The organism is Nocardia sp. NPDC127606, from assembly GCF_042671725.1.
Lineage (GTDB): Bacteria > Actinomycetota > Actinomycetes > Mycobacteriales > Mycobacteriaceae > Nocardia.
This window is the reverse complement of sequence record NZ_JBHXWQ010000011.1, coordinates 145,946-165,575: the sequence shown is the minus strand read 5'-3', so window position 1 is coordinate 165,575 and position 19,630 is coordinate 145,946. Positions and strand designations below refer to the sequence as shown.

Annotated in this window: 22 protein-coding genes and 1 tRNA gene; 16 read left to right on the top strand and 7 right to left on the bottom strand. The window is 68.0% G+C overall.

From position 1 onward, the window contains the following. The first annotated feature begins 125 nt into the window (after positions 1-125). Positions 126-1,379, top strand: a complete 1,254-nt coding sequence (locus ACFVJ5_RS33110; RefSeq protein ID WP_379226279.1) for a PucR family transcriptional regulator — start codon at positions 126-128, stop codon at positions 1,377-1,379. Beyond that, positions 1,376-1,720: a phosphoribosyl-AMP cyclohydrolase gene (gene hisI / locus ACFVJ5_RS33105; protein ID WP_378637196.1), complete on the top strand. Its 345-nt coding sequence runs from the start codon at positions 1,376-1,378 to the stop codon at positions 1,718-1,720. The genes ACFVJ5_RS33110 and hisI overlap by 4 nt, the downstream gene beginning before the upstream one ends. Here the strand turns inward: hisI and ACFVJ5_RS33100 are convergent. The 4 genes from ACFVJ5_RS33100 to ACFVJ5_RS33085 all read right to left on the bottom strand — a co-directional run bounded on the left by ACFVJ5_RS33100 (position 1,717) and on the right by ACFVJ5_RS33085 (position 3,790). Beyond that, complete coding sequence (locus ACFVJ5_RS33100; protein WP_379226277.1) at positions 1,717-2,184, bottom strand: MarR family winged helix-turn-helix transcriptional regulator; 468 nt, start codon at positions 2,182-2,184, stop codon at positions 1,717-1,719. The two genes, hisI and ACFVJ5_RS33100, sit on opposite strands and share 4 nt — an antisense overlap. A 143-nt stretch (positions 2,185-2,327) precedes the next feature. Continuing rightward, a complete protein-coding gene (locus tag ACFVJ5_RS33095) occupies positions 2,328-2,900 on the bottom strand; it encodes a permease (RefSeq protein ID WP_379226275.1) in 573 nt (190 codons plus the stop codon). Positions 2,901-2,967: 67 nt separating this feature from the next. Further along, on the bottom strand, positions 2,968-3,438 hold the full coding sequence (locus ACFVJ5_RS33090) for a peroxiredoxin (RefSeq protein ID WP_101463475.1): 471 nt from the start codon (positions 3,436-3,438) through the stop codon (positions 2,968-2,970). A 73-nt stretch (positions 3,439-3,511) separates the two neighbouring features. Continuing rightward, entirely contained in the window at positions 3,512-3,790 is a 279-nt protein-coding gene (locus ACFVJ5_RS33085) for a hypothetical protein (protein WP_379226273.1), read from the bottom strand. Between the two features lie 133 nt (positions 3,791-3,923). Between ACFVJ5_RS33085 and ACFVJ5_RS33080 the strand changes: the two genes are divergently transcribed. From ACFVJ5_RS33080 to ACFVJ5_RS33030, 11 genes are all read left to right on the top strand, one after another. Further along, positions 3,924-5,462 (top strand): anthranilate synthase component I, encoded by a 1,539-nt coding sequence (locus tag ACFVJ5_RS33080; RefSeq protein ID WP_379226271.1) that lies wholly within the window; start codon positions 3,924-3,926, stop codon positions 5,460-5,462. Continuing rightward, positions 5,459-6,145, top strand: coding sequence for a TIGR02234 family membrane protein (locus ACFVJ5_RS33075; RefSeq protein WP_379226269.1), 687 nt, complete (start codon positions 5,459-5,461; stop codon positions 6,143-6,145). Before ACFVJ5_RS33080 ends, ACFVJ5_RS33075 begins: the two co-directional genes overlap by 4 nt. A 124-nt stretch (positions 6,146-6,269) precedes the next feature. Next, entirely contained in the window at positions 6,270-7,091 is an 822-nt protein-coding gene (trpC, locus tag ACFVJ5_RS33070; RefSeq protein WP_056824640.1) for an indole-3-glycerol phosphate synthase TrpC, read from the top strand. Beyond that, complete coding sequence (gene trpB / locus ACFVJ5_RS33065; protein WP_379226268.1) at positions 7,088-8,356, top strand: tryptophan synthase subunit beta; 1,269 nt, start codon at positions 7,088-7,090, stop codon at positions 8,354-8,356. Before trpC ends, trpB begins: the two co-directional genes overlap by 4 nt. A gap of 73 nt (positions 8,357-8,429) precedes the next feature. Continuing rightward, on the top strand, positions 8,430-9,230 hold the full coding sequence (trpA, locus tag ACFVJ5_RS33060; protein ID WP_379226267.1) for a tryptophan synthase subunit alpha: 801 nt from the start codon (positions 8,430-8,432) through the stop codon (positions 9,228-9,230). A 121-nt stretch (positions 9,231-9,351) separates the two neighbouring features. Continuing rightward, complete coding sequence (gene lgt, locus ACFVJ5_RS33055; protein ID WP_379226265.1) at positions 9,352-10,431, top strand: prolipoprotein diacylglyceryl transferase; 1,080 nt, start codon at positions 9,352-9,354, stop codon at positions 10,429-10,431. Between the two features lie 224 nt (positions 10,432-10,655). Next, positions 10,656-11,186, top strand: a complete 531-nt coding sequence (locus ACFVJ5_RS33050) for an NINE protein (RefSeq protein ID WP_379226263.1) — start codon at positions 10,656-10,658, stop codon at positions 11,184-11,186. Between the two features lie 171 nt (positions 11,187-11,357). Continuing rightward, complete coding sequence (locus ACFVJ5_RS33045; RefSeq protein WP_379226408.1) at positions 11,358-12,110, top strand: amino acid ABC transporter substrate-binding protein; 753 nt, start codon at positions 11,358-11,360, stop codon at positions 12,108-12,110. A 3-nt stretch (positions 12,111-12,113) separates the two neighbouring features. Next, complete coding sequence (locus tag ACFVJ5_RS33040; RefSeq protein WP_379226261.1) at positions 12,114-12,785, top strand: amino acid ABC transporter permease; 672 nt, start codon at positions 12,114-12,116, stop codon at positions 12,783-12,785. An 88-nt stretch (positions 12,786-12,873) separates the two neighbouring features. Continuing rightward, entirely contained in the window at positions 12,874-14,292 is a 1,419-nt protein-coding gene (gene pyk, locus ACFVJ5_RS33035) for a pyruvate kinase (RefSeq protein ID WP_357221334.1), read from the top strand. A 2-nt stretch (positions 14,293-14,294) separates the two neighbouring features. Further along, positions 14,295-15,191, top strand: a complete 897-nt coding sequence (locus ACFVJ5_RS33030) for an acyl-CoA thioesterase (protein ID WP_379226258.1) — start codon at positions 14,295-14,297, stop codon at positions 15,189-15,191. Between the two features lie 44 nt (positions 15,192-15,235). Here the strand turns inward: ACFVJ5_RS33030 and ACFVJ5_RS33025 are convergent, their stop codons facing one another. From ACFVJ5_RS33025 to ACFVJ5_RS33015, 3 genes are all read right to left on the bottom strand, one after another. Continuing rightward, positions 15,236-15,619: a hypothetical protein gene (locus ACFVJ5_RS33025; protein ID WP_379226256.1), complete on the bottom strand. Its 384-nt coding sequence runs from the start codon at positions 15,617-15,619 to the stop codon at positions 15,236-15,238. Positions 15,620-15,753: 134 nt separating this feature from the next. Continuing rightward, entirely contained in the window at positions 15,754-16,377 is a 624-nt protein-coding gene (locus ACFVJ5_RS33020) for a low molecular weight phosphatase family protein (protein ID WP_379226254.1), read from the bottom strand. 185 nt (positions 16,378-16,562) lie between these two features. Further along, complete coding sequence (locus ACFVJ5_RS33015; protein WP_379226252.1) at positions 16,563-17,072, bottom strand: monooxygenase family protein; 510 nt, start codon at positions 17,070-17,072, stop codon at positions 16,563-16,565. A gap of 112 nt (positions 17,073-17,184) precedes the next feature. Between ACFVJ5_RS33015 and ACFVJ5_RS33010 the strand changes: the two genes are divergently transcribed. The 3 genes from ACFVJ5_RS33010 (at position 17,185) to ACFVJ5_RS33000 (ending at position 19,478) form a co-directional block, all read left to right on the top strand. Beyond that, positions 17,185-17,271, top strand: a tRNA-Leu gene (locus ACFVJ5_RS33010). A 165-nt stretch (positions 17,272-17,436) separates the two neighbouring features. Continuing rightward, positions 17,437-18,048, top strand: a complete 612-nt coding sequence (locus tag ACFVJ5_RS33005; protein ID WP_056824610.1) for an ANTAR domain-containing response regulator — start codon at positions 17,437-17,439, stop codon at positions 18,046-18,048. A gap of 272 nt (positions 18,049-18,320) precedes the next feature. After that, entirely contained in the window at positions 18,321-19,478 is a 1,158-nt protein-coding gene (locus ACFVJ5_RS33000) for a branched-chain amino acid ABC transporter substrate-binding protein (protein WP_379226250.1), read from the top strand. Positions 19,479-19,630 lie beyond the last annotated feature (152 nt).

Here is a 19,630-nt window from a genome sequence, read left to right as displayed (position 1 = left end):
AGAACCGGGCCGTTGCTCGTCCGCTGCGGACAGTGTGACGTGGTTGACACTGTGAGCGCGTCCATGCACACTCCCCGAACATGTCAGCTGGATCACGTTTATCCGTTTCGTCCGAGTCTGCTCAGGTGCAGGCCGAGCGTCGGCGGATAGCGGGCTGCGCCTATGAACACGCCGACGAGATCGCCGACGACGTGATGGCCAAGATCCGCGCCGAGCTGCCCGGATACGCCACCGCGGGACCCGGCGTCCTCGACGATGTACACGATCAGCTCGCCCGGCTCAGCCGCACCGGGCTCGGCGCGCTGCTCGAACACCGACGCGTCTGCCCGGCCGACGTCGCCTACGCCCGGCAGGCGGCGGCGCGACGAGCCCGCACCGGGCTGCCGCTGGTCGACTACATCGCCGCGTTCCGCCTCGGCCAGCGCGCCATCTGGAAAACGCTGCTCGCGCACGCGGGCGACTCCGAGGCAGGGCAGGCCGCCGTGCTGTCCTTGGCCGGGCCGCTGGCCCGCTACACCGATCTGATCAGTACCCAGGCCACCGACGCGTATCTGGAATTCCAGCAGTACGTGGCCGCCGAATCCGGACGCGACTCGCAGGCGCTGATGGACGCGCTGCTCGACGGCGCGCTGCCCGCGAGCGGTCCGCATCTGTCCGTGGCCACCGCGCACGGAATCGGCGCCGAACGCACCGCACCGGTGGTGGTGGTCACCGCCGTGGTGCTCGATCGGGCGGAGCGGAGCGAGGATTCGTCCGAAAGTCTGGGTCAGGCAAGGCAATTGGTATCCGCCGCGGTGGCCCGGTGCACGGTCAACGGATTGCGGACGCTGTCGGTGGTGCGCGGATCCGAGATCGTCGCCGTGCCCGCGCTCGGTGCGGGCGGCGCGGCCGACGGACTGTGCGAGCGCCTGCGCGCGACGCAGGACGAGTTGGGCGCCGAGGGCATCACCCTGGCCATCGGGGTGAGCACCGCGGTCACCGAGGTCGCCCAGATCCCGCGTGCCTACCGGCAGGCGCAGGCCGCGCTCGAACTGCTGCCCGAAGACGGCGGGGTACTCGCGTTACCGCAGCTCACGCCGTTCGAATACCTGCTCCTGCGCGCCGATGACACCACCCGTCAGCTGGTCGACCCCCGCATCGGGAGCGCGCTGGCCGAGGATCGCGTTCGCGGCGGGACATTGGCCGAGACGATCCGCGCGTTCGCGGCCGCCGACATGAATCTGCGCGAAGCCGCCGATACCCTCCACATCCACCTCAATACGGCCAAGTACCGGCTGGGCCGGATCCAGGAGCTCACCGGTCGCAATGTGCGCAGCGTGAACGACCTCGTGGAACTGCTGGTGGCCATCGAACTGGCTGCTGTTATAAACGAGGCATGAGCCTCGACCCCGCCATCGCCGCCCGCCTCAAGCGCACCGAGGACGGACTGATCGCCGCGATCGCGCAGGAAAAGGCCACCGGCGACGTGCTGATGATGGCCTGGATGGACGACGAGGCGCTGGCCCGCACGCTGGAAACCCGCAAGGCGACCTACTATTCGCGGTCGCGTCAGCAGTACTGGGTCAAGGGCGAGACCTCCGGGCACACCCAGTACGTGCACGAGGTACGCCTGGATTGCGACGGCGACACGCTGCTGCTGATCGTCGATCAGGAGGGCGCGGCCTGCCACACCGGCACCCACACCTGCTTCGACACCGACGTACTGCTCGCCGCCGACTAGTCGCCGTCTTCGGCGAGGACCCGGTTCAAACGGTCGGACAGGGATTCCCCGAGCACCGCGAGTTGCGCGGTCTGCTTATCGGTGAGACCGTCCAGAACGAGCCTGCGTACCGCGTCCACATAGCCGGGGGCCGCCTCGATCACCTTCTCGAAACCCGCGTCGGTGAGAACCGCGTACACCCCGCGTCTGCCCGCGGTGGTGTCGCGCCGCACCCAGCCGAGGCGTTCCAGCTTCGAGACCACATGGGACAACCGCGATAGCGACGCATTTGCCTTGTGGGCGAGATCACTCAATTGCAGCCGATGGCCCGCCTCCTCGGAGAGCAGGCTGAGCACCCGGAACTCGAAATGGGTGAGCCCGGACTCGCGCTGCAGCCGGGTGTCCAGCGCGCCGGGAATCCGGGTCATGAGCGCGACGATCGCCTGCCATGCGCGTTGTTCGACGGGGTCGAGCCACTGGGTCATCGCCGGTACTGCCTCGCGGCCGGACGGCGGACATGGTGGAGTGAGGCGCGCACAGGGAAGAGTTTGCCACGACGTCGCTGTGGCGTCCGCGAGTTGGCGGTGGTCGTGAGGTCACTCACATCACCGCGGGGTACGGGGTGAGGTTACCGATCGCCGGTCATCGGCGGTGTGGTGGGCTCCAGTGGCTGCGCGGCGGCCTTGGCGGCCTTGTGACGGCTGAATCCACGCTTGCCCATCAGGGCGAGCACCAGCGCGAACACCACCGCCGCGACGATGGCGCCGACCAGGCAGGCGCCGCGGAACGCGGGCGCGTCGACATCCAGAATGCGCTGACCCGCGTGTGCGGCATTGTTGCCACCGAGCACGATCGTCAACGTCATCAGATTCGGCAGCGAGCAGGCCAGCGCGACGATCACCGCCGCGCCCGCCATGAACTTGCCGCCCTTGCGCTTCCACACCCGCACCGCGAATATCAGCAGCAACAGCGGCAGCAGGGTGAAGACGAAGCCGTAGACCAGGCCCCACCAGATGCCCGAGCTGAAACTGCCGTGCACGGTGTTGGCCAGCCGCTGTGCCCACCATCGGGGGATGAACGAGGACAGGATGAAGTAGGCGGCCACCAGCACCACCACCGTGGCCAGCGTCATGATCGCCCGGTTACGCCATACGACGGCCGTGGACTTCTGACCGCTCGACTGCACCTCGCCGGTTGTCATCTGCCCAGCGTAAGTGCGTCGGGGTCGCCGGGCGTCGATCCGCCGCCCGGCGATTCGCCGACCGGTACTACTCCGGAGTGATGCTGCGTTCGCGCAGGAAGGCCAGCGCTTCGTCGGCATGTACGGCCGCCCTCAGCTCGCCGGTGACGATCTTGAGAATCGTGCGGTCGGTGTCGATGACGAAGGTGTGCCGCTTGACCGGGGCGAGCTTGCCGAGCAGCCCACGCTTCACGCCGAACGCGGCGGCCACCGCGCCGTCGCTGTCGGACAGCACCGGGTAGTCGAGGCGCTGCTTGGTGGCGAAACCGGCCTGCACCTCGGTGCTGTCGGTGCTGATCCCGACACACGAGGCGCCCAGCGCGGCGAACTCGCCGCTCAGATCACGGAAGTGGCAGGCCTCGGCGGTGCACACCGGGGTATTGGCGGCGGGATAGAAGAAGAGCACCACCGGGCCGTCGGCGAGCAAGCCGTCGAGCGAGCGGAGCTGGGCGGACTGATCGGGGAGCTCGAATTGCGGAGCGCGCTGGCCTGGCTGCATGTCCCAGACAGTAACGACCGGCGGCCGAGTAAGGAAGATCCCCGTTCGCGTCCACGAACGGGGATCTGGGGTCCTATTGCCCGAGCAGTGCCGCGATGTCGGGATTGCGGATCTGCATCACGTCGAGGATGCCGTGCGCGCGCAGCAGTGGTTCCAGCTCGCGGATACGGTCGCTGTGCCCGGCGTACTCGTCGGGGAAATTCTTCTTGTCGAGGTCCTGGATGGCCTTGGCGTAGGTGACGAACGAATTGATCGCGCTCGTCGCCACCGCCTGCTGGCCGGGACCGAAGTGTTGCTGCGACGGGACGGCCAGCCGGCCGTCCTGTGCGCCCTGGTGCGAGGGGTACAACATTGCTCCTCTCGGAAAGGGGATTACCGCATGCGACATGGAACGCGCGCGAGTGTAGTGATGCCGGTCACCGCCCGATTCGGCGCGGGGTCGGGTCCGCGCGCGTCGGCGGCGGCACGCCTGGGATGATGGGCCCATGCAGGGCGCGTCGACACCAACCACCACGACCCGCGAACAGTTCCGGCTGCTCGCCGCCGAGCACCGGGTCGTCCCGGTGACCCGAAAGGTGCTGGCGGACTCCGAAACTCCGCTCTCGGCCTATTCCAAACTGGCGGGTGACCGGCCGGGCACCTTCCTGTTCGAATCCGCGGAGAACGGCCGTTCGTGGTCGCGCTGGTCGTTCATCGGCGCGGGCAGCCCGTCGGCGCTGACCGTCGTCGACGGCGAAGCCGCCTGGCTCGGCACGGTGCCCGCCGACGCACCCACCGGTGGTGACCCGCTGCGCGTGCTGCACGAGACCCTCGAATTGCTGCGCACCGAACGGCTGCCCGGTCTGCCGCCGCTCACCGGCGGCATGGTCGGCTTCCTCGGCTACGACGCGGTGCGCCGGATCGAACGGCTGCCCGAGCTCGCCGCCGACGATCTGCGGCTGCCCGAACTGGTGCTCATGCTGGCCACCGATCTGGCCGCGTTCGACCACCACGAAGGCGCGATCACCCTCATCGCCAACGCGGTGAACTGGGACGGCACCGACTCCCGGGTCGACGCCGCCTACGACGACGCCGTCGCCCGGCTCGACCGGATGACCGCCGCGCTGGCCACCCCCGCGCCGTCGACGGTGTCGGTCTTCGACCAGCCCGAACCGCAGTTCCTGCGCAGGCGCACCACCGAGGAATTCGGTGCGGGCGTGCGCCGCCTGATCAAGGAGATCGAGGCGGGCGAGGCGTTCCAGGTGGTGCTCTCGCAGCGCTTCGAAATGGACTACACCGGGTCCCCGCTCGCGGTCTACCGGATGCTGCGGGCCTCGAACCCGAGCCCGTACATGTATCTGATGCACATCCCCGACGGCGAGGGCGGCACCGCCTTCTCGATCGTCGGCTCGAGTCCCGAATCGCTGGTCACCGTGAAAGACGGGGTGGCCACGACACATCCGATCGCGGGCACCCGCTGGCGCGGCGACAGCGCCGAGGACGACATCCTGCTCGAGAAGGACCTGCTGGCCGACGAGAAGGAGAACGCCGAGCACCTGATGCTCGTCGACCTCGGTCGCAACGATCTGGGCCGGGTCTGCCGTCCCGGCACGGTGAAGGTCACCCAGTACCGCCACGTCGAGCGGTACAGCCACGTGATGCACCTGGTCTCGACGGTGTCCGGGATGCTCGCCGAGGGCAAGATCGCGCTCGACGCGGTGCGGGCCTGCTTCCCCGCCGGCACATTGTCGGGCGCGCCGAAGGTGCGGGCGATGGAGCTGATCGAGGAGCTGGAACCGACCCGGCGCGGCGTCTACGGCGGCGTGGTCGGCTACCTCGACTTCGCCGGCGACGCCGACACCGCCATCGCCATCCGCACCGCCCTGCTCAAGGACGGCACCGCCTACGTCCAGGCGGGCGCGGGCGTGGTCGCCGACTCCGATCCGGTCTACGAGGACACCGAGGCCCGCAACAAGGCCATGGCGGTACTCAAGGCGATCGCGGCGGCGCAGACCCTGCGCACCTACGAAGGCGGGGCCCTATGACGGCAACGCCAGGAGACGCCCCGGCCGCCAAGCCCATCGTTCCGGTCGTCTTGCTCGCGCTGGCGGCAGCAGGGCTGTGGGCGTCCTCGCGGATGACATGGGTGACGGTGTACTCGGCCGACGGCCTCACCGAACCGCGCACCGACGACCTCAACGGTGGCGTGTGGTTCGGCGCGCTCACCCCGCTCGCGCTGGTGCTTGTCGCCTCGATCGCGGCGGTGTTCGCGGTCAAGGGCGTGCTGCGGCAGCTGCTCGGGGTGGTGATCTCGGTCGTGGCCGCGGCCGCCGCGGTGCCGGGCTTCGCGCTGGCCGTCGGTGCGGGCAAGACCGCCGACCGGGCGGGCACGCTGGCCGAACTGCCGGTGCGCGCGGTGGTCAGCTCCGCCGACACGCACCTGGGTCCCGCGATCCTGTCGATCGTCGCGGCGAGCCTGGCGCTGGCCGCGGGCATCCTGCTCACCCGCCGCACCGGCGAACGCGCCGAAGTCTCCGACAAGTACGACAACCCCGTGTTCCGTAAGGCCGACGCCAGCGCCGCGGTGAGCAAGCAGAACGCGGAGACCGGAACCGCGGCGCCACTGTCGGACCGGGTGCTGTGGGACGCGCTCGACGCGGGCACCGACCCGACCGATACCCCTGACACCCCCGGCGCCGAGCGCGGTCCGGCCGGGGAGAACAAGTGACCGGCAGCACCCCCGCCGCAGTGACACGCGCGGCGGGCATTTATTCTTTACCAGCATCGGTGAGACAGCGCCCGAGGGGACTCTCGGGCGAGAAGTGCGTCTCCCCAGAAAGGATTCGAGCCAGATGACGGTACTCGACTCGATTCTCGACGGGGTCCGAGCGGATGTTGCCGCTCGCGAAGCCCTCCTCGATTTTCAAGCGATCAAAGCTGCTGCTGCCGCGGTCAAGGGACCGCTGGACGCACACGCCGCGCTGCACGAGGACGGAATCGGTGTCATCGCCGAGGTGAAGCGTGCCAGCCCCTCCAAGGGCGCGCTGGCCGACATCCCCGATCCCGCCGTGCTGGCCAAGGCCTACGAAGACGGTGGCGCGCGCATCATCAGCGTGCTCACCGAGGGCCGCCGCTTCGGTGGATCGCTCGACGATCTCGACGCCGTGCGCGCCGCCGTGAACATCCCGGTGCTGCGCAAGGACTTCGTCGTCGGCCCGTACCAGATCCACGAGGCCCGTGCCCACGGCGCCGACGTGATCCTGCTGATCGTGGCCGCGCTCGAACAGGACGTGCTGGCCTCGCTGATCGACCGCACCGAATCCCTCGGCATGACCGCCCTGGTGGAGGTGCACACCGAGGAAGAGGCCGATCGCGCCCTCGAAGCCGGTGCGACGGTGATCGGCATCAACGCGCGCAACCTCAAGACCCTCGAGGTCGACCGCGATGTGTTCGCGCGGATCGCGCCCGGTCTGCCCTCCGAGGTCATCCGGGTGGCCGAGTCCGGCATCCGCGGCACCGCCGACCTGCTGGCCTACGCCGGTGCGGGCGCCGATGCCGTGCTCGTCGGCGAAGGCCTGGTGACCAGCGGCAACCCGCGTTCGGCCGTGTCGGAACTGGTGACCGCGGGCACGCACCCGTCCTGCCCGAAGCCGGCCCGCCGGAGCATCCGGTGACGGTGCTTCCCCCGGCGAGCGCCGGTGTCGCCCAGCACTCCGACTACGAACCCGACGCGGGCGGCCACTTCGGCGTCTACGGCGGGCGTCACGTCCCCGAGGCGCTGATGGCCGTGATCGAAGAGGTCACCGCCGAGTACGACAAGATCCGCACCGACCGCGGCTTCCTCGACGAGCTCGACCGGCTGCAGCGCGACTACACCGGCCGTCCGTCGCCGGTGTTCGAATGCACCCGGCTGGCCGCGCACGCCGGTGGCGCGCGGATCTTCCTCAAGCGTGAGGACCTCAACCACACCGGCTCGCACAAGATCAACAATGTGCTCGGCCAAGCCCTGCTCGCCAAGCGGATGGGCAAGACCCGCGTCATCGCCGAGACCGGCGCCGGCCAGCACGGCGTCGCGACCGCCACCGCGTGCGCGCTGCTCGGCCTCGACTGCGTGATCTACATGGGCGCGGTCGACACCGCCCGCCAGGCGCTGAACGTGGCCCGGATGCGGCTGCTCGGCGCCGAGGTGATTCCGGTGACTTCGGGTTCGCAGACCCTCAAGGACGCGATCAACGAGGCGTTGCGCGACTGGGTCAGCCACGCCGACGACACCTTCTACTGCTTCGGCACCGCCGCGGGCCCGCACCCGTTCCCGCTGCTGGTGCGTGATTTCCAGCGCGTGATCGGCTTGGAAGCGCGCGAGCAGATCCAGACCCAGGAGCAGGCGGGCAGGCTGCCCGATGCCGTCGTGGCCTGTGTCGGCGGCGGTTCCAACGCCATCGGCATCTTCCACGCCTTCATTCCCGACGCGGGCGTGCGCCTCGTCGGTTTCGAAGCGGCCGGTGACGGCGTCGAGACCGGACGCCACGCTGCCACCTTCACCGGTGGCACGCCAGGCGCGTTCCAGGGCGCCTACTCGTACCTGCTGCAGGACGAGGACGGCCAGACCATCGAATCGCATTCGATCTCGGCCGGTCTGGACTACCCGGGCGTCGGTCCCGAGCACGCCCACCTCAAGGACATCGGCCGCGCCGAATACCGGCCGATCACCGATACCGAGGCGATGGACGCGCTGCTGCTGCTCTCGCGCACCGAGGGCATCATCCCGGCGATCGAGTCCGCGCACGCGGTGGCGGGCGCGCTGAAGCTGGGCACCGAGCTCGGCGAGGGCGCGGTCATCCTGGTCAACCTGTCCGGTCGTGGCGACAAGGACATGGACACCGCGGGCCGCTGGTTCGGCCTGTTCGATGACGACGCCGCCGAGGAGAACAAGCAGTGAGCGAGCGCAGCGAGCGAACCAACAACACAGCGTCCGTGACTTCGGCCGCGACGAGCGTCAGCGAGGAACGGCCGTGAGTCAGCAGTCCCGTCTCGCGAACACCTTCGCCGCCGCGCGTAGCGAGGGTCGGGCCGCCCTGATCGGCTACCTGCCCGCGGGCTTTCCCGACCTCGCCGGATCCATCGCCGCCTGCCGCGCCCTGGTCGAAGCCGGTTGCGACATCGTCGAAGTGGGCGTGGCCTACTCCGATCCGGTGATGGACGGCCCGGTCATCCAGGCCGCCGCCGAGCAGGCGCTGCGCAGTGGGGTGCGCGTGCGCGACGTGTTCTCCGTCGTCGAGGCCATCGCCGACGCCGGTGGTCAGGCCGTGGTGATGAGCTACTGGAACCCGGTGCTCAAGTACGGCGTCGACACCTTCGCCCGCGATCTGGCCGCGGCCGGTGGCGCCGGGATGATCACCCCGAACCTGATTCCCGACGAGGCCGACGACTGGTTCGTCGCCTCGTCCACCCACAACCTCGATCGCATCTTCCTGGTCGCACCGTCCTCGACCGAAGAGCGTCTGGTCAAGACCCTCGAGGCCTCGCGTGGCTTCATCTACGCGGCCTCGACCATGGGCGTCACCGGTGCGCGCGACGCGGTCTCCTCGGCCGCACCCGCGCTGTGCTCGCGCATCCGCGCGCACTCCGACATCCCGATCGGCGTCGGCCTCGGCGTGCGCTCGGGCGCGCAGGCCGCCGAGATCGCCGCGTACGCCGACGGCGTCATCGTCGGTTCGGCGCTGGTCTCGGCCGTACCCGAGGGCCTCGACGCGGTCCGCGCACTGACGGCGGAACTGGCCGAGGGCGTGCGCTCGGCGACCGTTCGCTCCTGACAGTTCGCACGATGGGCCCGGCCGCTGATCAGCGGCCGGGCCCATCGCTCGTCACCGGCCCGTCGTCCGCCGTCCGGGTCGCGGCAACACGCCCGTAAGCCTCTCCACTAACGTGGGCCGGGTGAACTCAGTCCTGGCCTATATTCCGAGTCCGCCCCAGGGGGTCTGGCACCTCGGACCCTTCCCGCTGCGGGCGTACGCACTGTTCATCATTCTCGGCATCGTCGTCGCCATCTGGTGGGGCGAACGCCGGTGGCGCGAGCGCGGTGGTCAGCCGGGCGCCGTGCTCGATGTCGCGATGTTCGCGGTGCCGTTCGGCCTGGTCGGCGGCCGGATCTATCACGTGGCCACCGACTGGCAGAAGTACTTCGGCGAGGGCAAGCATCCCGTCGAGGCGCTCTACATCTGGCAGGGCGGCCTCGGCATCTGGGGTGCGGTGTTCTTCGGTGCCATCGGTGCCTGGATCGGCTGCCGGATGTACAAGATCCCGCTGCCCGCGCTCGGCGACGCCGTCGCGCCCGCGGTGCTGCTCGCCCAGGCCATCGGCCGGCTCGGCAACTACTTCAACCAGGAGCTGTACGGGCGCGCCACCGAGGTCCCATGGGGTCTGGAGATCTACGAGCGGTTCGACCCGGAGACCGGCGCGCGCGACATGATGAACGGGGTGTCGACCGGGCGGGTGCTCGAGGTCGTGCAGCCGACATTCCTGTACGAGCTCGTCTGGAACGTCCTGGTCGTCATCGGCCTGGTGCTGCTCGACAAGCGCTACAAGATCGGCCACGGGCGCCTGTTCGCGCTCTACGTCGCGGGCTACAGCTTCGGCCGGTTCTTCGTCGAGTTGCTGCGCAGCGACGAAGCCACCCACATCCTCGGCATCAGGATCAACTCCTTCACCGCCGCACTCGTCTTCCTCGGCGCCATGGCCTACTTCGCCTTGGCGACCAAGGGCCGCGAGACGCCGGCACAGTTGCAGCCCGACGGTGAGCCGCGTCCCTGGCCGTGGCAGTTCTCCGCGCTGCGGGCCGCCGGTGCGGCCGGCGCCGTGGCGACGACGGAATCCGAGTCCGAGACCGAGACCGTCGACGTCACGAAGAAGGTGGATTCCACTGCGGTGGACCAGGATTCGGTCGATTCGGACGACGTGTCCGATTCCGTCGACGCTGATGACGCGAAGAGGGTCAGCGACGCGAAGAAGTCCTGATCCGCGACAGTTTTCGTGGAATCGGCGGGCGCCCGGCAACATCGCGGGCGCCCGCCGCGATATTCCTGATGTATGGCGAGAGCGGATCGGGTGGCACCCGACAAGACAACAGTGGGCAGGACCGGCAACAATGACCCGTGATCGTCGCGGGCGCACCGCCGTTCGGCCGATCGCCACTGGCCGGGGGCCACGACGGGTACCCGCACGAATGATGGAGGACATGAGTGACCGACCCCTACAACCCCAATCCACAGTACGGCCCTGACCTGAGCAAGCAGCCCGACTCCGGTTCGCAGCCGCAGTACGGTCAGCCGGCCTACGGTCAGCCCTCCGATCCGTATGCCCAGCAGCCGCAGCAGCCCGGCTACGGTCAGCCGCAGTACGGTGCGCCGCAGCCGCAGTACGGTCAGCCCGCCGACCCGTACGCCCAGCAGCCGCAGCCGGGCTACGGCGCCGCGCCGTACGGGGCCATGCCGCAGGGCTACAACCCGAACGACCCGGAAGCCCCCTACGGCCGGGACATGTACGGTGTGCCGTTCTCGGACAAGCAGAAGCTGATGGCCGGTCTGCTGCAGATCTTCCTCGGCAGCTTCGGCGTCGGTCGCTTCTACCTCGGTTACACCGGTCTCGGCATCGCCCAGATCGCGGTGACCTGGCTGACCTGTGGTCTCGGCGCCATCTGGCCGCTGATCGACGGCATCATGATGCTCACCGGCAAGGTGCCCGACCCGCAGGGTCGCCCGCTGCGCGACTGATCCTGCCCACACGGGGATGAACGGGTGCTCTGCTACGGCGGGGCGCCCGTTTCGTGTTTCCCCGCCGGTATTCCGATCACGGTGAGCGATACTCTGTGTCGGTCTGTGGCGGCGCCGTAGCGTCGCTTGGCCTGCGCGTGCCCCCTACGCGCAGCGGAGAAAGGGATGTCCGTGCGCAAATTCATTGCCGCCGCCGTACTCGCTGTCGTCGCCGCGACGGGCCTGTCGGCCTGCTCGTCCGCGTCCGACCCGAATGTGCTGAAGATCGGTACGGAAGGCACCTACGCGCCGTTCAGCTACCAGGAGGGCGGCACGCTCACCGGCTACGACGTCGAGGTCGCGCGCGCGGTCGGCGAGAAGCTCGGCAAGAAGGTGGAATTCGTGCAGACCCCGTGGGACTCGATCTTCGCCGGTCTCGAGTCCAAGCGCTTCGATCTGGTCGCCAACCAGGTCACCGTGAACCCCGAGCGCACGGCCAAGTACGCGCTGTCGCAGCCGTATACGACCTCCGAGGGCGTGATCGTCACCAAGTCCGACAACACCACCATCACCTCGCTGGCGAGCCTGGCGGGCAAGACCACCGCGCAGTCGGCCACCAGCAACTGGAGCAAGGTCGCCTCGGGCGCCGGCGCGAAGGTCGAAGCGGTGGAAGGGTTCGTGCAGGCGGTGCAGCTGCTGAAGGCCGGTCGGGTCGACGCCACCGTCAACGACACCCTCGCGGTCGGGGAGTACACCAAGAAGACCGGTGACACCGGCATCAAGATCGCGGCGCGGACCGGCGAGACCAGCAAGCAGGCCTTCGCCGCCCGCAAGGACGACACCGCGCTGATCGCCGACGTCGACAAGGCGCTCGCCGAGCTGCGTGCCGACGGCACCCTGGCCCGTCTGTCGGAGAAGTACTTCGGCACCGACGTCAGCAGATAACGGATGGATCCGGCTACCTGGGAGCTGATCCGGCACAACCTGGTGCCGATGCTGAAGGCCACGGTCACGATGACGTTGCCGTTGACCGCGATCAGTTTCGTTCTCGGCCTCGCCATCGCGGTGGGTGTCGCGCTGGCCAGGATGTCGACGCGGCGGGTGATGTCGGTGCCCGCCCGCTTCTACATCTCGATCATCCGCGGCACTCCGCTGCTGGTGCAGCTGTTCATCGTGTTCTACGCGCTGCCGCAGTTCGGGATCGTCATCGATCCCTTCCCGGCCGCGGTGATCGCGTTCAGTCTCAATGTCGGCGGGTACGCCGCGGAGGTGGTGCGCTCGTCGATCATGAGCGTGGCGCACGGGCAGTGGGAGGCGGCGGAATCGCTGGGCATGACCTATGTCCAGACGCTCTGGTACGTCGTGTTCCCGCAAGCCGCGCGGATCGCGGTGCCGCCGCTGTCGAACACGCTGATCTCCCTGGTCAAGGACACTTCGCTGGCCTCGACCATCCTGGTCACCGAATTGCTGCGCACCGCCCAGCTGGCCGCCGCGCCCACCTTCGACTTCTTCGCCCTCTACGGCGTCGCGGCGATCTACTACTGGGTCATCTGCCTGATTCTCGGCTTCGGCCAGAGCCGTCTCGAGACGCGGCTGTCGCGCCACGTTGCCGTTCGGTAGCAAGCGTTTTCGTGAACACGAGTCGAACTCGGCGTGCAACTCGGCAGGCGAAAAGACTCGGCGCTGCCCGAGTACTAGGCTAGGGGCCGTGATGCGACGGACGAAGATTGTGTGCACCTTGGGCCCGGCCACTGCCACCCAGGATCGTATTCGTGAACTCGTCGAAAGTGGCATGGATGTAGCCCGGCTGAACTTCAGCCACGGCGACCACGCCGACCACGCCGACAACTACAAGATGGTTCGCGCGGCCTCGGACGAGACCGGCCGCGCGGTCGGCATCCTCGCCGATCTCCAGGGCCCCAAGATCCGCCTCGGCCGCTTCGCCGACGGCAAGACCGTGTGGGCCAACGGCGAGCAGGTGCGGATCACCGTCGACGAGGTCGACGGCACCCACGACCGCGTCTCGACCACGTACAAAGAGCTCGCCCAGGATGCCAAGGCCGGTGACCGGCTGCTCGTCGACGACGGCAAGGTCGGCCTCACGGTGGAATCGGTCGAGGGCAACGACGTCGTCTGCCGGGTGACCGAGGGCGGCCCCGTCAGCAACAACAAGGGTCTGTCGCTGCCCGGCATGAACGTGTCGGTGCCCGCCCTGTCCGAAAAGGACATCGCCGACCTGGAATTCGCCCTGGAGCTGGGCGTCGACTTCATCGCACTGTCGTTCGTGCGCTCGCCGTCCGACATCGAACTCGTCCACGACATCATGGACCGCGTCGGCCGTCGTGTCCCGGTGATCGCCAAGCTGGAGAAGCCGGAGGCGATCGAGAACCTCGAGGCGATCGTGCTCGCCTTCGACGCGGTGATGGTCGCCCGCGGTGACCTCGGCGTCGAGCTGCCCCTTGAGCAGGTGCCGCTGGTGCAGAAGCGCGCGATCCAGATGGCGCGCGAGAACGCCAAGCCGGTCATCGTCGCCACCCAGATGCTCGAATCGATGATCGAGAACTCCCGGCCGACCCGCGCGGAAGCCTCCGACGTCGCCAACGCGGTGCTCGACGGCGCCGACGCGGTGATGCTGTCGGGAGAGACCTCGGTCGGCGCGTGGCCGATCGACGCGGTGCGGACCATGGCCCGCATCGTCACCGCGGTCGAGTCCGAGACGTCGCGGGTGCCACCCCTGACCCACGTGCCGCGCACCAAGCGCGGCGTGATCTCCTACGCCGCCCGCGACATCGGCGAGCGGCTCAACGCCAAGGCGCTCGTGGCGTTCACCCAGTCCGGTGACACGGTGCGCCGCCTGGCCCGCCTGCACACCCCGCTGCCGCTGCTGGCGTTCACCCCGATGCCGGAGGTCCGCAGCCAGCTCACGCTGACCTGGGGCACCGAAACGTTCATCGTGCCCATGGTGGACACCACCGACGCGATGATCCACCAGGTGGATCAGGCGCTATTGTCGCTGGAGCGTTATCGCAAGGGTGACCTGGTGGTCATCGTCGCCGGTTCCCCTCCGGGTACCGTCGGTTCCACCAACCTGATCCACGTGCACCGCATCGGCGAAGAGGACCACTGATAGTGAGCAGTTCGATCGATATCGAGACCACGCAGGGCGAGCCGACACCCGATCTGCGGGTGTTGCTCGACCTGCTCGATCTCGAGTCGATCGGCGAGGACACCTTCTTGGGCAACCACCCCGAGAAGGTGTGGAGCCGGACCTTCGGCGGGCAGCTGGTGTCGCAGGCGATCATCGCCGCCGGACGCACGGCGGGGGATCGGCCGCTGCACGCGATCAACGCGCATTTCGTGCGCGGCGGCGATGTGAAGAAGCCGATCGAATACCACGTGCAGCGCCACCGCGACGGCCGCGCGCTCGCCAACCGGACGGTGACCGCCAGCCAGGACGGCCAGGAGCTGTTCGTCATGCTGGCCGCGTTCCAGGACTGGGGCAAGGGCCTCGAGCACGCGCACGAGGGCCCGGACGTGCCGGATCCCGAAACGCTGCCCCGGGTGGAGGAGAGCTTCGTCGGCTTCGAGGACAAGCTGGAGATGTTCATCAAGGCGCCGCACCCGATCGATATGCGCTACACCAACGATCCGTCGTGGATTCTCAAGGGCACCGGCGAGAAGCTCAACCACAACCGGGTCTGGATGCGCACCGACGGCGCGTTGCCGGATGATCAACTGCTGCACGTGGCCGCGCTGGGCTATTCCTCCGACACCACCGTGCTCGATTCGATCATCACCACGCACGGTTTGTCGTGGGGGCTGGACCGGATTCTCGCGGCGACGGTGAATCACTCGATGTGGTTCCATCGCCCGTTCCGGTTCGACGACTGGGTGCTCTACTCCACCGAGTCGCCGGTCGCGGCCGGTTCGCGTGGTCTGGCGACGGGCCGGTTCTATTCGCGCACAGGCGAATTGATCGCCACCACTGTGCAGGAAGGCGTCATCCGGCACTTCCCGGCCCGCTGAGCGCCGCGGCGGGGCCGCGCTGAGGGCTCACCCGGCCGGACAGCTCAACGCAGTTCGTGGTCGAGTTCGGGTGCGACGACGTCGGTGCGCTGATGGGCGCGCAACGTGAAGGGCACACCGTGCGTGTGGTGCGGTGGGGCCGCGCCGTACACGGCCAGCGCCAGCCCGCGCTCGAGGTCGGCGATGTCGGCGTCGGTGAGATCGGCCGGATCGCCGACCAGGCTCAGCGCGATCTCATAGGTGCTCTCCGCGCTCGGCTCGAGGCCGGGATAGCTACCGCGCCACTGTGATTCGAGTTCGTGATGCACCGGATCGCTCGCGTCGACGGGCATGGTGAACCGCCAGGCGTAGACGTCGCGCTCGTGTACGTGGTCGTCGAGGACCGTCCGGACACTGGCGACGATGCGGTCGAGGATCTCCGGCGTCACATACACATGGAGCGAAACATCCGAAATGCGTTTCGGCAAGTCTGTAGTCCCGTCGTGTGTCGAACCTGCAAGGGGTAACCACCCACGTCCGCGCCGAAGTCTAATCCCTGCGCGCCGTGGCGAACAGCCCTAGCTCAGCGCCTGCGCTGCGCGGCGAGGAATGCCGACAGTGGGCCGCCGGGTCCACCGGGAGCTATCACGAGGCCGGGGCGATCGGTGTCGCCGGAGAGTTTCGTCTGCTCGTGGGGGGCGAGCGCGCCCAGCACGGGGAACAGCAATTCGGCGATGCGGTCGCCGACCTCGAGGAACGCCGCGGGCGACAGGCCGATCGGGTCGGCGATGTTCTCGCGGCCCACATAGGCCAGGTTGTTGCGCGCGTGGTGCAGTGCGGCAATGGATTTCGCACCGGTGACCTTGGCGATGCGATGGGCCTCGGCGAGGGTGAAGGTGCGCGGGGCGATACCGAAGGCCAGTTCGCCGACCTGGTCGCGTAAGGAATCTGTCATCGTCAGCACCAGATCGGCGCGATCGACCATCTCGGGCTTGAGCTTTCGGGCCTTGAAGCCGGTGGTGTCCCCGCCGAGGCCCAGGATGGTCTCGACGGCCATCGGATCGGGCGGGAAGCCGACCAGGGCCCTGGTGCCCGCGCTCTCCGCGGTGAGGCCGGGTAGACCGTGCTCCGTCGCGAACGCCCGGGTGAGCCGTTCGGCGATCACCGACCGGCAGACATTGGAGTTGCAGACGAAGAGCACGTGCATACCGACACCGTAATCGGGTCGATTGTCACGGAGTAGGCAGGAATTGTAACCATCACAAGCGCGGTACTACTTATTCACCTTTCGGTTGAACGCCGTACATCATTCACGATGCGCAAATCTGTTGTGTGTGACCGTGATACCCGCGAGATAGGGGAAGGAAACCTCGCAGTGATATGTGTCGGTGATCACTCTTTCGGGTCATAAAAATTCGATTCGGAAATAACCGGCGGCACGGCCGGTGGGGTGCCGTGCACGCGGCCCCTGGTGGAGAACATCGGCCCGCGCGCGGGGACGACCGGCGCGAACGCCGCCAGTCCCGTCGATGTCGACATGTCGTCGTAGACCGCGTCGATGCCGCCGCGGCGGAAGTAGGCCTCGTGCCAGAAACCGGTGCCGCCGGAATCGCGCAGGAATTCGCCCCACCACTGCCGGTGCGGTTGCGATCGCGTCCAGCGCTCGAGCGAATCCAGATCGCGCCAGTACTGCCGGGCGCCCCAATGCGGCGGAAACATCGACCACACGATGTCCTCATGCAGCAGCAAACCGTCGGGCCGGTCGACATGTGAGCGATACAACTTCGGGCCCACGCCGAGCAGCCGCAGCACGCCGCGTGGGGTGCGTACCCGCATGCCGAGCAGGATCATCACCAGGTCGGGGTAGGCATCCAGGTCGACCGTAGTTCTGTGCACGCGCATGATCGCAGCCCCTTTCACGGTGCTCTTTCGAGGTACTACGGGGGAGGTGGACGTCCGGTTCGACCGGCGGTTCGCTTCCCGGCGCGCCGAGACGCTATAGTGACCGCGGTGCGCCGGGTTGGCGGAACTGGCAGACGCGACGGTCTCAAAAACCGTTGTCCGGAAGGACGTGTGGGTTCGAGTCCCACACTCGGCACCACGGCGGAAGCGCGGCGCAAGTAGCCGCGCTCCGCGGGGGAGTATCCGGCGCAGGGTGTGCGCGATCTCATCGCAGGCGCATTCTCTGCGCGGAAGCAAAAGGTACTCTTTACATCGCCAGTCGTGGTGTGATCGACAGGCATCGGAATCCAGAGGGGTCGAACCTATGAGCACGAATGCAGCCGGCGCCACGCGTGAGGCCGCGGCCAAGCGGGTCGTCGTCGCCGAGGATGAGGCCTTGATCCGGATGGACCTCGTCGAGATGCTCAAGGAAGAGGGCTACGACGTCGTCGGCGAAGCGGGCGACGGTCAGCAGGCCGTCGAGCTCGCCGAGGAACTTCGCCCCGATCTGGTCATCATGGACGTGAAGATGCCGCGCCGTGACGGCATCGACGCCGCCGCCGAGATCGCGTCGAAACGTGTTGCGCCCGTGGTGATCCTGACCGCTTTCAGTCAGCGTGATCTGGTCGAGCGCGCGCGTGACGCCGGCGCGATGGCCTATCTGGTGAAGCCGTTCACCAAGTCCGATCTGGTCCCCGCGATCGAACTGGCGGCCAGTCGTTTTCACGAGATCACCGCGTTGGAAACAGAAGTCGCGAATCTCTCGGACCGTTTGGAGACGCGCAAACTGGTCGAGCGGGCCAAGGGTGTGCTCATGCAGACTCAGGGTCTCTCGGAGCCGCAGGCGTTCAAATGGATTCAGCGCACCGCGATGGATCGCCGCACGACCATGAAGGCGGTCGCCGAAGTCGTGCTGGAGAACCTCACCCCGCAGTGACGCGGTTCGGCTCTTACCGCCGCGCGGGCCGAAAGCAGAAAATGTTTACGTAAGCGAAACAATAATGTGAACTATTGCTGGACAAGAGGCGTCCGACATGATGCGAATGTGATGCGGATCTAACAAAGCGGCGATATGTTCTCTGCGGGCTGAACGTGGTCGGCCCCCTCGGTGAACCCGGGGAGCACAGGACATAGAGGTGAGACGTGCTCAGTTCGACATGGCGCAGTCGGTCGACGCGGGGAGTTCTGGTAATCGGAGCTGCCGCGTCGTTGGTGTTGTCCGGATGCAGTGACAAGTCGTCGGATGGCGGCGGTGGCGGCAACACCGATCTCTCCATCCAGTCGGTCGTTCAGCTCGATACCCAGGGCAAGGCTGTCGCGACAACCGACGCCGGTGCGGCCGCGGACCCCGCAGGCGACGGCAAGGCCAAGTGCGCGCCCCTGACCCTCGGCATGGCGGGCCCGCTGACCGGCGGCAACGCCGCCCTCGGCATCAACATCATCATGGGCGTGAAGCTGGCGCTCGACAAGCACAACAAGGCCAACCCGGACTGTCAGGTCTCGGTGAAGCAGTTCGACACCGAGGGCAAGCCGCAGATCGCCAGCCAGGTGGTCCCGACGATCGTCGCCGACCCGAACATCGTGGCGCTGGTCGGCCCGACCTTCTCGGGCGAGACCAAGGCGACCGGCCAAATCCTCAGCGAGGCAGGCATGCCCACGCTGACGGCGTCGGCCACGAACCCCACGCTGACCCAGAACGGCTGGAAGACCTTCTTCCGCGGCCTGGGTAACGACAACTCGCAGGGCCCGGCGGTCGCGAACTACCTGACCGGCGAGAAGGGCTTCAAGAAGATCTGCGTCGTGCAGGACAACACCGACTACGGTGCCGGTCTGGCGCAGGCGTTCATCACCGCCGCGGGTCCCGCGGCCGACGCCTCCTGCGGGACGAGCGTCAAGGAAGGTGACAAGGACTTCTCGGCAGCGGTTTCCAAGCTGTCCGCGGCCAAGCCCGACGCCATCTTCTACGCCGGGTACTACGCGGAGGCGGCGCCGTTCGTGCAGCAGCTGCGTTCCGGCGGCGTGACCGCGGCCTTCGTTTCCGCCGACGGCAGCAACGATCCCGAGTTCGTCCGTCAGGCCGGTTCCTCGTCCAAGGACGCGCTGCTGTCGTGCCCGTGCAGCCCGGCGCCGGAGAAGTTCGCCGCCGATTACAAGGCGCTCAACGGCCAGGCCCCCGGCGTCTACTCCGTCGAGGGCTACGACCTGACCACGATCCTGCTCAAGGGGATCGATGCCGGTAAGGTCACCCGCGCCGAGCTGGTCGACTACGTCCGCAACTACGACGGCACCGGTGTCGCCCGCCAGTACAAGTGGGGCGAGACCGGCGAGCTGGCCAACATCCAGATCTGGATGTACCAGGTCAAGTAGTTCCGATGACGTGTGCAGCGGTGGGGGGGGGGGGGGAGCCCCCCCCCCCCCCCCCCCGCACCCCGCCGGAAAAATAAAAAAGCCGCGTCGCGGCGGGGGTACCCGATTGGCCAGGGGGGCCGCCAGATAAAAAAATAAGGGGTGGTGGAACC